Raw genomic sequence first — 12,090 nt, 5'->3', positions numbered from 1 at the left:
TCGGCCACTGCGTGACGACGGCTCGTTTTCATCCGTGCCGCAACGAAGGAATCGGGATTCTTAACAGATCGGTAGGCCGAGCCGTCTGGCGCGCGCTCCGCAAACACGGCGCATCGTTTCTCCGGCCGCGCCGCGGACGGCGACAGCCGCCTTCGATAAAGTGGGCTCGGTAACACCGCCGATCTGAGGAGCTTTCATGCCCATCGCCACCCCCGAACAGTACGCAGAGATGCTGGATCGCGCGAAGGCCGGTGGTTTCGCCTACCCCGCCATCAACGCTGCCAGCTCGCAGTCCATCAACGCCGTCCTCCAGGGTCTGACCGAGGCCGGCTCCGACGGCATCATCCAGGTCACGACCGGTGGCGCCGACTACTTCGCCGGACACACCGTCAAAGGCCGCGCCACCGGCGCGCTCGCCTTCGCGAAGTTCGCGCACGAAGTCGCCAAGAACTACCCCATCACGGTCGCGCTCCACACCGACCACTGCCCGAAGCCGGCCCTGGACGACTTCCTGCTGCCGCTCATCGCGGCATCCGAGGAAGCCGTCGCCGACGGCGGGCAGCCGATCTTCCAGTCGCACATGTGGGACGGCTCGGCCGTGACGCTCGCCGAGAACATCGAGATCGCCAAGGAGCTCCTGCCCCGCATCAAGGCGATCCGCGCAATCCTCGAGGTCGAGATCGGCGTCGTCGGCGGCGAGGAGGACGGCGTGCAGCACGAGGGCTCGAACGACGCCCTCTACACGACGACCGGCGACGTCTCCCAGGTCGTCGAGGCCCTCGGCCTCGGTGACCAGGGGCGTTGGATCGCCGCCCTCACGTTCGGCAACGTCCACGGCGTCTACAAGCCGGGCAACGTCAAGCTCAAGCCCGAGCTGCTCGGCGAGATCCAGGCCGGCATCGCCTCGAAGTTCGGCACGGGCGAGAAGCCGCTCGACCTCGTCTTCCACGGCGGCAGCGGCTCGACCGACGAGGAGATCGCCCTCGCCGTGGCGAACGGTGTCGTGAAGATGAACATCGACACCGACACCCAGTACGCCTTCACGCGCTCGGTCGCCGGGTTCATGTTCCAGAACTACGACGGCGTCCTGAAGGTCGACGGCGAGGTCGGCAACAAGAAGGCCTACGACCCGCGCGCCTGGGGCAAGAAGGCCGAGTCGGCGATGGCCGCTCGCGTCGTCGAGGCCACCAAGCAGCTCGGTTCCTTCGGCCAGTCCCAGAGCTGACGGCTCCACCACACGCAACGGCGCCCCGCGGATTCGTCCGCGGGGCGCCGTTGCGTCGTTCTGGGGCGTGCGTCAGCGTCCGGTCGAGAACCCGTCGATCACGCCCGGGTCCGACAGCAGCGGAGCCGCCAGCAGCAGGCTCACGATGACGAAGGTGACGATCGCGCCGACGAGCGGGATCCACCATGACAGCCGGCGCAGCGACAGCGACCACCACGACAGCGCCGCCGTCAGCAGCCACCCGGCTCCGTAGACGACAGCGGCCGCGATGCCCCAGGCTCGCCCGCCCGCGGGGTCGGCGAGCGTCCCCTCGATGCCCGCCATGTCCATCCACGTCTGCGCGAAGCCCGTGAAGTCGACCAGCTGCGGGATGGCGCCGAGCACCGTCACCAGGCCGTAAGCGAGCAGGGCCACCGTGATGATGCGGTCGGCGAGCCGCGTGGGGCGCGCGGCTGACGTGGTCGGCCGCGGCGAGGGAAGCTGCTGTCGCGCGGACTCGTGCGGGCGGGATGCCGCTGAGCGGGCCGGCACCTGCGCCGTCTCGACCGCATCGGGGTGCGGTGCTTCTCCGCCCAGTGCCGCGATGCGGGCGCGCTGCTCCTCGGGGGTGGCGTACTCGCCGTACTGCGGGCGCGGACGTTCCTGCTCGCTCATGACCGGCCCCGTCCGCCGCGTGCGCGGGCGTCCTCCGTGCCGGCTGCATCCGTCCGCAGTTCCTTCGGCAATGAGAACATCAGGTCTTCCTCCGCGGTGCGGACCTCATCGACGTCGGCGTACCCGGCGTCCGCGAGGCTCGCGAGCACCTGCTGCACGAGCACCTCGGGCACCGACGCGCCGCTCGTGACCCCGACCGTGCGGACGCCGTCGAGCCACTCCTGGCGGATCTCGTCGGCGTAGTCGACGCGGTACGCGGCACGAGCGCCGTATTCGAGCGCGACCTCCACGAGCCGCACACTGTTGGAGGAGTTCGCCGACCCCACGACGATCACGAGGTCGGTCTCGGCCGCGATCTTCTTGATCGCGACCTGCCGGTTCTGGGTCGCGTAGCAGATGTCGTCCGACGGCGGATCCTGCAGCTCGGGGAACCGGACGCGCAGGCGCCGAACGGTCTCCATCGTCTCGTCGACCGACAGCGTCGTCTGCGACAGCCACACGACCCGCGACGGATCGCGCACCTCGACGGTGTCGGCGTGCTCGGGCGACGTCACGATCGTGATGTGCTCAGGCGCCTCGCCCGCGGTCCCTTCGACCTCCTCATGCCCCTCATGGCCGATCAGCAGGATCTCGCGGTCGTCGCGCGCGAACCGCACGGCCTCACGATGCACCTTGGTCACCAGCGGGCACGTCGCGTCGATCGCCTGGAGGCTCCGCTCGGAGGCCGCCGAGACGACGGCGGGCGACACGCCGTGAGCACTGAAGACGACGTGGGCCCCCTCCGGCACGGCGTCGACCTCGTCGACGAAGACCGCTCCCCGCTCCTCGAGCTCGCGCACAACATGGATGTTGTGCACGATCTGCTTGCGCACGTAGACGGGAGCGCCGAAGCGCTCGAGCGCCTTCTCGACGGCGACGACGGCACGGTCCACCCCGGCGCAGTAGCCGCGCGGGGCCGCGAGGAGCACCCGCTTGGCGGCGCCCACAGGGATATCCTGGAGACGGCCGTGACGCCCCGGCACGCGGGGAACGGGCAGCCGGACGGCGGGAGTGCTCACTCCTCGATTCTACGAGGCGCATCCTGTCGGCCGCTCGGAACCGGCCGTGAGGAGCCCCATGCCGTCGTTCGAGACCGCGCCCGATCAGACGCCGCCGCCGGATGCCGTCCACCCCCGCGACTCCTCACCGCAGACGCCGACCTCGATCTCGCGGCTCAACGAGACCATCCGCGACTTCGTGCAGCGATGGAACGCCGTGTGGGTCGAGGGCGAGATCACGTCGTGGAACCTCCGCGGCGGTCATGTCTTCGGCCGTTTGAAGGATGCCGAGGCAGATGCCGCGCTGTCGTTCCGCCTCTGGTCGAGCACGCTGCAGCGGCTCGGCGCGAGCCCCCAGGTCGGCGATCGCGTCGTCGCGTGCGTCAAGAGCGACTACTTCGTGAAGTCCGGCGACTTCTCCTTCACCGTGTCGGCCATGCGCCCGACCGGCCTCGGCGATCAGCTCGTCCAGCTCGAGCGTCTGCGCGCGAAGCTGCGGTCGGAAGGGCTGTTCGACCCTTCGCGCAAGAAGACCCTGCCGTTCCTCCCCCACACGATCGGACTGATCACGGGTGAGCGCAGCGACGCCGAGCGCGACGTGCACCGCAACGCCGAGCTGCGCTGGCCCCATGTCTCCTTCCGCACCGTCCACGCGGCGGTGCAGGGCGACCGGTGCGTGCCCGAGACCATCGCGGCGCTGCGCACCCTCGACGCCGACCCCGAAGTCGACGTGATCGTCATCGCGCGCGGCGGCGGCGACCCGCAGACGCTCCTCGGCTTCAGCGACGAGCGGCTGCTGCGCGCCGTGGCCGCGGCGACCACCCCCGTGGTCTCGGCGATCGGACACGAGAACGACCATCCGCTCCTCGACGACGTCGCCGATCTTCGCGCCTCGACGCCGACGGACGCCGCCAAGCGGGTCGTGCCCGACGTCGCGGAGCAGCGCGCGCTCGTCGAGCAGCTGCGCAGCCGCGCCCGCACGCGACTGACCCAGCGCGTCTCGCACGATCTCGCGCAGCTCGAGCAGCTGCGATCGCGGCCGGTGCTGCGCAATCCGGAATCGCTCATGACGACCCGTGCGCACGAACTCCACGTCCTCACGGCGCGCGGTCGCGACGTCGTGACGCGCCGCATGGACGCCGCGGGACACGAGGTGTCCCGTCTCCGCGCGACTCTGCGCGCGCTCTCCCCGGGAGCGACCCTCGACCGCGGCTACGCGATCGCCCATCTCGACGAGGGAGTCATCATCCGCGACGCGGCGCAGGCCCCGGCGGGCGCGCACGTCACCGTCACCGTCGGTCGCGGCGCTTTCGCGGCGCGGTCCGAGGGCGTCGTCGACGATGGGGCCGCGCCAGCGGAGGCGGCGGGCTCACCGGCGGACCCGTCCTAGAATGGCTGACATGACTCCGCCGGCCGAAGGGCTCTCCGCCGACGTCGAGACCCTCAGCTTCGAACAGGCGCGCGACGAGCTGGTCCGCGTCGTGGCCGAGCTCGAACAGGGGGCGCCGACCCTCGAGCAGTCGCTCGCCCTGTGGACGCGCGGCGAGCAGCTCGCAGCTCGGTGCGAGGAATGGCTGCTCGGTGCCAAACGCCGGCTCGACGAAGCGCGCGCCACGCGCGCGGACGACGCGTGATGGCCAAGGGGCCTCGCGTCGTCGCCGAGCTGGGGCGGCCCGAGACACCCGACGAGACAGCGGCGCGGAAGGCCGCGTCGTCACAGGTCTACCGCTCGAGCCAGAACGTCCGGAACCTGCTCGCGGCGCTCATCGTCACGGTCGCCGTCGTGGCGGTGATCGTCTTCGCGGTGCCGCGCGGCTCGGTCCCCGAGCAGCCCGGCATCGACGTCGCTGCGGTCGCGGCCGACGTCGGCTCGGGCATCGGCCGCGAGCTCGTGGCTCCCGAGGTCCCCGAGTCGTGGCGCGTGAACAAGGCGGAGCTCGCCGGCGACGACGTCCAGACCTGGGAGATCGTCTACGCGCCCGCCAGCGGGTACGTCAACGTGCAGCAGGCGTTCGACGCCGACGCCGGCTGGGCATCGCGGCAGATCAGCGGCGCGCGCACGACCTCGACCGAGACCATCGACGGTGTGTCGTGGGAGGTCTTCGAGATCCCCGACCCTGCGCGCGCCGGGAATATCTCCTACGCCCTGACGACGCAGGCGGGAGCCGACACCATCCTCGTCTACGGCGGCGGGGCCATCGACGCCGAGACCGTCCGCACCGCTGCGCGCGGCCTCGCGACCCAGATCGTCGAACTGCAGGAGGAGACACCATGACGTCGACCGCGGCCGCTCCGGCATCCCCCACGCCCCAGGAGGCCTGGGACGAGATGCGCGCGGGCAACATCCGATTCGTCGAGGGCGCCCCGCGTCACCCCCGGCAGGACGTCGAGCGACGCCACGAGATCGCCGGCTCGCAGACTCCGCGCGCCGCGCTCTTCGGCTGCTCCGACTCGCGCCTCGCGGCCGAGATCATCTTCGACGAGGGCCTCGGCGACCTCTTCGTGATCCGCAACGCCGGCCAGGTCATCTCCGACTCCGTCGTCGGCAGCCTCGAGTACGCCGTCGCGGTGTTGAACGTGCCGCTGATCGTCGTCCTCGCCCACGACGCCTGCGGCGCGGTGCGTGCCGCGATCGACAGCACCGGCATCGACGCTCCCCCGCTGCCGCCGCTCATCTGGCGTCAGATCTCCCCCATCGTGCCCGCCGTGCGCCGCGTCCTGCGGGCCGGAGCCGACGCCGGCGTGACGCCCGAGACCGTCGACCCCGAGGTCGTGGGTCGCGAGCACCTGCGCGACACCGTCGGCCAGCTCCTCCACGCGTCCGAGCTCATCAGCACGGCCGTCGCCGAGGGGCGACTGGCGATCATCGGAGCGAACTACCGCCTCGGCGAGGGCGCCGCCGAAGCCTCCATCATCCTCGGCGACGTCCACGACGACGCCGCATCCTGACGACATCACACCGAGAGAGGAACAACGACGTGACCGACATCGAGTACCGCATCGAGCACGACACCATGGGAGAGGTCCGCGTCCCGAAGGACGCCCTCTACGCCGCGCAGACCCAGCGCGCGGTCGAGAACTTCCCGATCTCGGGCTCGGGGCTCGAGTCGAGCCAGATCGCCGCTCTCGCACGGATCAAGAAGGCCGCGGCGCTCGCCAACAAGGAGCTCGGCACGCTCGACCCCGCCATCGCGGACGCGATCGCCGGAGCAGCGGATGAGGTCGTCACGGGCCGCTACGACGCGCACTTCCCCGTCGACACGTACCAGACCGGTTCCGGCACCTCGTCGAACATGAATATGAACGAAGTGCTGGCCACCCTCGCGACCCGCGCGCTCGGCAGCACGGTGCACCCGAACGACCACGTCAACGCGTCGCAGTCCTCCAACGACGTCTTCCCGACGTCGGTGCACATCGCCGTGACCCAGGCGCTCATCGACGACCTCATCCCCTCCCTCGACCACCTCGCGGTCGCCTTCGAGACGAAGGCCGAGGAGTGGAAGGACGTCGTGAAGTCCGGTCGCACGCACCTCATGGATGCCACGCCGGTGACCCTCGGTCAGGAGTTCGGCGGCTACGCGCGCCAGATGCGCCTCGGCATCGAGCGCGTCCAGGCCGTGCTGCCGCGCGTCGGCGAGGTCCCCCTCGGCGGCACCGCCGTCGGGACGGGCATCAACACGCCCCTCGGCTTCCCGCAGAAGGTCATCGAGCTGCTGGCGGCCGAGACCGAACTGCCGATCACCGAGGCGAAGGACCACTTCGAGGCCCAGGCCAACCGAGACGGCCTCGTCGAGGCGTCCGGCGCACTGCGCACCATCGCCGTGTCGCTGACGAAGATCAACAACGACATCCGCTGGATGGGCTCGGGCCCGAACACCGGCCTCGGCGAGCTCCACATCCCCGACCTGCAGCCCGGGTCGTCGATCATGCCCGGCAAGGTCAACCCCGTCGTGCCCGAGGCTGTGCTGATGGTCTCCGCCCGGGTGATCGGAAACGACGCCACGGTCGCGTGGGCCGGAGCATCCGGCTCGTTCGAGCTGAACGTCGCCATCCCGGTGATGGGCACCGCGCTGCTCGAGTCGATCCGCCTTCTCTCGAACGCCGTGCGCGTACTGGCCGACAAGACGGTGGCCGGCCTGGAGGCGAACGTCGAGCGTGCCGCCGCGTTCGCCGGCATGTCGCCGTCGATCGTCACCCCGTTGAACAAGCTCATCGGATACGAGGCTGCCGCGAAGATCGCCAAGCACTCCGTCGCCAAGGGCATCACGGTTCGCGAGGCCGTGCTCGACCTGGGCTACGTCGAGCGGGGCGAGCTGACCGAGGCGCAGCTCGACGAGAAGCTCGACCTGCTGTCGATGACGCACCCTGGTTGATAATCGGAGGGTGAACCCGTCGCGGTCGGAAGCCCGGCGCGCACGCATCCTGGGGATCGTCCTGGTGATCGTGTGCGCCGGCTTCGTCGTCGCCGCGATCGGTTCGCTGCTGGTCTTCCTCCTGCTCGGAGCAGAGCTCCCCTGGGCAGCGGTCCTCGTGTTCGCCGCCGTCGGCGTCGGCACCCTCGTCACGTTGTGGCTCGTGGGCTGGCCTCTCCTGGCCACCCCGCCGCGCGAGGCGGCGGCGCAGGACGCCTTCGATGCGGCGGTCGAGTCGCAGCGACGACTGCTCGATGACGTTCGCCACGAGCTCAAGACGCCGATCGCCATCGTGCGGGGGCACCTCGAGCTCGTCGACGCGACCGACCCCGCGGATGTCGACACCGTGCGCGAGATCGCGATCGGCGAGCTCGACCGGATGACGCGCCTCATCGGCGACATCGACCTGCTCGCCTCGGTCGAAGGAGAGCGTTTCGCCATGGACGAGGTCGACATCGAGGGCCTCACTCAGCGGGTGGTCGACCTCGTCACCGTTATCCCCGGCCACGAATGGGCGGTGGAGGCCACGCAGCGCGGCATCATCCACGGCGACGCCGACCGCCTGCTGCAGGCGTGGCTTCAGCTTGCCGACAACGCCGCGAAGCACACCCCGGCCGGCACGGCCATCGAGCTCGGCAGCGGCGTCTACGCCGGAGCCTTCCACCTCTGGGTGCGCGACCACGGCCCGGGCATCCCGCCGGCGGCCCGCCACCGCATCTTCCGCCGGTTCGACCGCGGCGGCCGTCGCCGATCGGCGGGCGGCTCGGGGCTCGGCCTCGCGATCGTCGACGCGATCGCCAAGGGCCACGGCGGATCCTGCGCCGTCACCGACACCGCCGGCGGCGGCGCGACCTTCACCATCACGATTCCGCTCCGTTCGAGCCTGCGTCTTCCGGCGCCGGTGAGGGCGGGAGAAGTCGTCCTGCAGCGCAAGGAGATCGGATGACCCGCATCCTGCTCGTCGACGACGAGCCCCACATCATCGCCCTCCTCGAGCGCGCGCTGCGCACCGACGGGCTCGAATCCCTCGTCGCCGAGGACGGCGAGACGGCGCTCGAGCTGTTCGAGACGGAGCAGGTCGACCTGATCATCCTCGACGTGGGGCTCCCCGGCATCGATGGCTTCGACGTGCTGCGCCGCATCCGGGCGTCGGGCTCGGCGGTACCCGTCATCATGCTGACCGCGCGCAGCGGCACGAACGACACGGTCGAGGGGCTGGATGCCGGTGCGAGCGACTACGTGCCGAAGCCGTTCGTGGTCGCCGAGCTCCTCGCTCGTGTGCGTTCGCGACTGCGCGAGAGCGCGGGCCCGGCCACCGTCATCACCCGCGACGGGGTCAGTCTCGACATGCTGACCCGCCGCGCGACGGTCGATGGTCGGGACATCGACCTGTCGGCGCGCGAGTTCGCCCTCGCCGAGCAGTTCCTCCGCCATGCCGGGGAGGTCCTCAGCCGCGAGACGCTGCTCAGCCGCGTCTGGGAGCTCGACTTCGACCCGGGCTCCAACGTCGTCGACGTGTACGTTCGCTATCTGCGCGGCAAGGTCGGCGCATCGCGCATCGTGACGTTGCGCGGCGAGGGCTACCGCTGGGAGTGAGGCCGGCCCCGGTCTTCCCGAGGCCGGCCCCATCCGGGACTAGCTGAGTTCGCCCGCCTCGAGAAGATCGGTCACGAGCGCAGCGATCGCCGAACGCTCCGACCGCATGAGCGTCACGTGCCCGAACAGGTCGTGTCCCTTGAGTGTCTCGATGACCGAGGCGATGCCGTCGTGGCGTCCCACCCGCAGGTTGTCGCGCTGCCCGACATCGTGGGTGAGCACGACACGCGAGTTCTGACCGATGCGGCTCAGCACCGTCAGCAGCACGTTGCGCTCGAGCGACTGGGCCTCGTCGACGATGACGAACGCGTCGTGGAGCGAGCGACCCCGGATGTGGGTGAGCGGCAGCACCTCGAGCAGCCCGCGCGCGATGATCTCCTCGACGACGTTCGCGGAGACGACCGACCCGAGCGTGTCGAAGATGGCCTGGCCCCAGGGATTCATCTTCTCCTGGGCGTCGCCGGGAAGATACCCGAGCTCCTGCCCGCCGACGGCGAAGAGGGGGCGGAACACGATGATCTTGCGCTGCTGCTGCCGCTCGAGCACCGATTCCAGGGCCGCGCACAGCGCGAGGGCGGACTTGCCGGTCCCGGCTCGGCCGCCGAGCGAGACGATGCCGACCTCGGGGTCGAGCAGGAGGTCTATCGCGATCCGCTGCTCGGCCGAACGTCCGTGCAGCCCGAAGACGTCGCGGTCGCCCCGTACGAGGCGGAACGAGCCCGGGCCCGTCACCCGCCCGAGCGCGGAGCCGCGCTCGGAGTGGATCACGAGTCCGGTGTTCACGGGCACCCCGCGCACCTCGTCGCTCGTGGCGACCTCGCTCTCGTAGAGGTCGCTCATCTCGTCACCGGAGAGATCGATGCCGGCGATCCCGGTCCATCCGGAGTCCACGGCCTGCTCGGCGAGGTACTCCTCGGCGCTGATGCCGAGCGAGGCCGCCTTGACGCGCATGGGCAGGTCCTTCGACACCACCGTGACGGGCTGACCCTCCTGAGCGAGGTGCATGGCGACGGCGAGGATGCGGGTGTCGCTGTCGCCCAGCCGCATCCCCGCCGGAAGCACAGAGGGGTCGGTGTTCGTCAGCTCGACGCGCAATGTGCCGCCTTCACCGACCGGCACCGGGAAGTCGAGACGGCCGTGCTCGACCCGCAGGTCGTCGAGGTGACGCAGCGCCTGGCGCGCGAAGTACCCGATCTCGGGATCGTGCCGCTTTCCCTCGAGTTCGGTGACGACCACGACGGGGACGACCACCGAATGCTCGGCGAAGCGGAACAACGCTCGCGGATCGCTCAGCAGGACCGACGTGTCCAGCACGTAGGTGCGCAGCTCCTGGTCGAGCTCCTCACCTCCGCCGTGGATGACGCGACGCTGCTGCTCTGTTGCTCGTGCGGCCACAACCCACTCCCCGCCTCGGGTGTCTCACCCGATTCACACGAGTCGACCAGGGGTCACGAGTCGTGAGAAGGCCGACTCGAACGGGCGCCGTGCCCGTTGCGACGACAGTACGGCGGCCGACCTGCGCGCCGCCAGCGCGACACGCCCGCGAACATTTCGCGACGGTGAACTCTGCGTTGCGGACCGGGCGCGTCAGCCGCCGAAGCGGCGGTCGCGCGTCGCGAAGTCGCGGATTGCGCGCAGGAAGTCCACTTCGCGAAGGTCCGGACCGAGCGCCTCGACGAAGTAGAACTCGCTGTGGGCCGACTGCCACAGCAGGAAGTCGCTCAGGCGTTGTTCACCCGATGTGCGGATGACGAGATCGGGGTCGGCCTGCCCACCGGTGTAGAGGTGCTCGCCGATCTGCTCGGGCGTCAGACTCTCCGCGAGCTCCTCCATCGATCCGCCGCGCTCGTGGTGGCTCGTGATGATGCTGCGCACGGCGTCGACGATCTCGCCCCGCCCGCCGTATCCCACCGCCAGGTTGACGTGCAGACCGGTGTTGTCCCGGGTGCGATCCTCGGCCTTGGCGAGAACCCGGGCGAGGTCCTCGGGCAGCTGCGCCGCACGGCCCACGTGCTGCACGCGCCAGCCCGGCTCGCTCGAGAGCGTCTCGGCCAGCTCCGCGATGATCTCGAGCAGGTCGGCGAGTTCACGCGAGTCGCGCTTGGCGAGATTGTCGTGGGAGAGCAGATAGAGCGACACGACGCGGATGCCGAGCTCGTCGCACCACCGCAGGAACTCGTACATCTTCGCCGCCCCGGCGCGGTGCCCCTCCGCAGGAGTCGGGTAGCCCGCCTGGCGCGCCCACCGGCGATTGCCGTCGATCATCATGGCGACGTGATGCGGAACGGTCTCCGGCGTCAGGTGCCGGCGCAGCCGGGACGCATACAGGCGATAGAGGGGTCCTCGTCCGCGGTTCGCAGCCACTCCCCTACGTTACTCCCCGCCCTCATGTGAACGCTGGCATATGGCGGCGCGTACTCTCGTAATGTGACCCGACCCGCACCCGATGAGGGCGTCGAGATGCCCCAGCTCCCCCTGTTGGACGCCGCTGCTGCGAGCGCTCAGATCGAGCTGCGCCCGTCGTGGCGGGGCTGGATCCACGCCGGAACCTTCCCCGTGGCGATCGCCGCCGGCATCGTTCTGATCGTCCTCGCACAGGGCGCGCCGGCCAAGTGGGCGAGCGCCGTGTTCATGACCACCTCGCTGCTTCTGTTCGGCAACTCGGCGCTCTATCACCGCTTCGACTGGAAACCGCGCACCAAGGCGATCCTCAAGCGGATCGACCACGCGAACATCCTGCTTCTGATCGCCGGAACCTACACGCCGTTGGCGGTGCTGGCGCTTCCCACCGAGCAGACCGTGCTGCTGCTGTCACTGGTGTGGGGAGGCGCGATCGCGGGGATATTCTTCCGCGTGTTCTGGATACACGCGCCGCGCTGGCTCTACGTCGCGCTGTACCTCGCACTGGGCTGGGCCGCCGTGATGTACATCGTGCCGCTGTTCCAAGCCAACGCCGCCATGATGATCCTCGTGATCGTCGGCGGTCTGCTCTACAGCGGCGGCGCCGTGGTCTACGCGGTGAAGAAGCCGAACCCCTGGCCGGGACACTTCGGATTCCACGAGATCTTCCACGTGTGCACGGTCCTGGCGTTCCTCTGCCACTGGACGGCGTGCCTGCTCATCGCGCTCCAGCCCGCATACCACGCGGGTTGAGGCCGGCGCCCGG

The 12,090-nt window shown here is 70.1% G+C and carries 13 protein-coding genes; 9 read left to right on the top strand and 4 right to left on the bottom strand.

Annotated elements, in window-relative coordinates; all coding sequences use genetic code 11:
• Positions 1–196 precede the first annotated feature (196 nt).
• Positions 197–1,225, top strand: a complete 1,029-nt coding sequence (gene fbaA / locus C3481_RS00600; RefSeq protein WP_103840406.1) for a class II fructose-bisphosphate aldolase — start codon at positions 197–199, stop codon at positions 1,223–1,225.
• Positions 1,226–1,297: 72 nt separating this feature from the next.
• On the opposite strand, the gene C3481_RS00595 is transcribed toward fbaA, so the two are convergent.
• Together C3481_RS00595 and C3481_RS00590 are read right to left on the bottom strand one after the other, a co-directional pair.
• Complete coding sequence (locus C3481_RS00595) at positions 1,298–1,879, bottom strand: DUF6264 family protein (RefSeq protein WP_103840404.1); 582 nt, start codon at positions 1,877–1,879, stop codon at positions 1,298–1,300.
• Positions 1,876–2,937, bottom strand: coding sequence for a 4-hydroxy-3-methylbut-2-enyl diphosphate reductase (locus C3481_RS00590; RefSeq protein ID WP_084670274.1), 1,062 nt, complete (start codon positions 2,935–2,937; stop codon positions 1,876–1,878). Before C3481_RS00590 ends, C3481_RS00595 begins: the two co-directional genes overlap by 4 nt.
• Before the next feature lie 58 nt (positions 2,938–2,995).
• Here C3481_RS00590 and xseA point away from each other — a divergent pair, with 58 nt between their 5' ends.
• Genes xseA through C3481_RS00555 form a run of 7 tightly spaced genes read left to right on the top strand, consistent with a single transcriptional unit; the run spans position 2,996 to position 8,924 of the window.
• Positions 2,996–4,306: an exodeoxyribonuclease VII large subunit gene (gene xseA, locus C3481_RS00585; protein WP_023950422.1), complete on the top strand. Its 1,311-nt coding sequence runs from the start codon at positions 2,996–2,998 to the stop codon at positions 4,304–4,306.
• Positions 4,307–4,316: 10 nt separating this feature from the next.
• A complete protein-coding gene (locus C3481_RS00580; RefSeq protein ID WP_023950420.1) occupies positions 4,317–4,550 on the top strand; it encodes an exodeoxyribonuclease VII small subunit in 234 nt (77 codons plus the stop codon).
• Positions 4,550–5,191 (top strand): DUF4245 family protein, encoded by a 642-nt coding sequence (locus C3481_RS00575; RefSeq protein WP_023950418.1) that lies wholly within the window; start codon positions 4,550–4,552, stop codon positions 5,189–5,191. Before C3481_RS00580 ends, C3481_RS00575 begins: the two co-directional genes overlap by 1 nt.
• Positions 5,188–5,865 carry a carbonic anhydrase gene (locus C3481_RS00570; protein ID WP_036304560.1) on the top strand — a complete coding sequence of 226 codons (678 nt, stop codon included), beginning with the start codon at positions 5,188–5,190 and terminating at the stop codon, positions 5,863–5,865. The genes C3481_RS00575 and C3481_RS00570 overlap by 4 nt, the downstream gene beginning before the upstream one ends.
• 29 nt (positions 5,866–5,894) lie before the next feature.
• On the top strand, positions 5,895–7,289 hold the full coding sequence (locus tag C3481_RS00565) for an aspartate ammonia-lyase (protein ID WP_023950414.1): 1,395 nt from the start codon (positions 5,895–5,897) through the stop codon (positions 7,287–7,289).
• Positions 7,290–7,299: 10 nt separating this feature from the next.
• Entirely contained in the window at positions 7,300–8,274 is a 975-nt protein-coding gene (locus C3481_RS00560; RefSeq protein WP_023950412.1) for a cell wall metabolism sensor histidine kinase WalK, read from the top strand.
• Positions 8,271–8,924, top strand: a complete 654-nt coding sequence (locus C3481_RS00555) for a response regulator transcription factor (protein ID WP_103840400.1) — start codon at positions 8,271–8,273, stop codon at positions 8,922–8,924. Before C3481_RS00560 ends, C3481_RS00555 begins: the two co-directional genes overlap by 4 nt.
• Before the next feature lie 39 nt (positions 8,925–8,963).
• Here the strand turns inward: C3481_RS00555 and C3481_RS00550 are convergent, their stop codons facing one another.
• The gene (locus C3481_RS00550; RefSeq protein WP_023950410.1) at positions 8,964–10,319 is read right to left on the bottom strand and encodes a PhoH family protein; all 1,356 of its coding nucleotides are present in this window, start codon (positions 10,317–10,319) and stop codon (positions 8,964–8,966) included.
• Positions 10,320–10,511: 192 nt separating this feature from the next.
• On the bottom strand, positions 10,512–11,288 hold the full coding sequence (locus C3481_RS00545; protein ID WP_023950409.1) for an isoprenyl transferase: 777 nt from the start codon (positions 11,286–11,288) through the stop codon (positions 10,512–10,514).
• A 96-nt stretch (positions 11,289–11,384) separates the two neighbouring features.
• On the opposite strand from C3481_RS00545, the gene C3481_RS00540 reads away from it, so the two are divergent.
• Positions 11,385–12,077: a hemolysin III family protein gene (locus tag C3481_RS00540; protein WP_103840398.1), complete on the top strand. Its 693-nt coding sequence runs from the start codon at positions 11,385–11,387 to the stop codon at positions 12,075–12,077.
• Positions 12,078–12,090 lie beyond the last annotated feature (13 nt).

The sequence above is a fragment of the Microbacterium sp. Ru50 genome, assembly GCF_002920555.1.
GTDB classification, from domain to species: domain Bacteria; phylum Actinomycetota; class Actinomycetes; order Actinomycetales; family Microbacteriaceae; genus Microbacterium; species Microbacterium arborescens.
This window is presented reverse-complemented; position numbering and strand designations above follow the sequence as displayed.

What these genes read in the sequence shown, in the direction of transcription:
- fbaA (WP_103840406.1), top strand. Translation starts at nt 197, where the DNA reads ATGCCCATCGCCACCCCCGAACAGTACGCAGAGATGCTGGATCGCGCG.
- C3481_RS00595 (WP_103840404.1), bottom strand. Translation starts at nt 1,879, where the DNA reads ATGAGCGAGCAGGAACGTCCGCGCCCGCAGTACGGCGAGTACGCCACC.
- xseA (WP_023950422.1), top strand. Translation starts at nt 2,996, where the DNA reads ATGCCGTCGTTCGAGACCGCGCCCGATCAGACGCCGCCGCCGGATGCC.
- C3481_RS00580 (WP_023950420.1), top strand. Translation starts at nt 4,317, where the DNA reads ATGACTCCGCCGGCCGAAGGGCTCTCCGCCGACGTCGAGACCCTCAGC.
- C3481_RS00575 (WP_023950418.1), top strand. Translation starts at nt 4,550, where the DNA reads ATGGCCAAGGGGCCTCGCGTCGTCGCCGAGCTGGGGCGGCCCGAGACA.
- C3481_RS00570 (WP_036304560.1), top strand. Translation starts at nt 5,188, where the DNA reads ATGACGTCGACCGCGGCCGCTCCGGCATCCCCCACGCCCCAGGAGGCC.
- C3481_RS00555 (WP_103840400.1), top strand. Translation starts at nt 8,271, where the DNA reads ATGACCCGCATCCTGCTCGTCGACGACGAGCCCCACATCATCGCCCTC.
- C3481_RS00540 (WP_103840398.1), top strand. Translation starts at nt 11,385, where the DNA reads ATGCCCCAGCTCCCCCTGTTGGACGCCGCTGCTGCGAGCGCTCAGATC.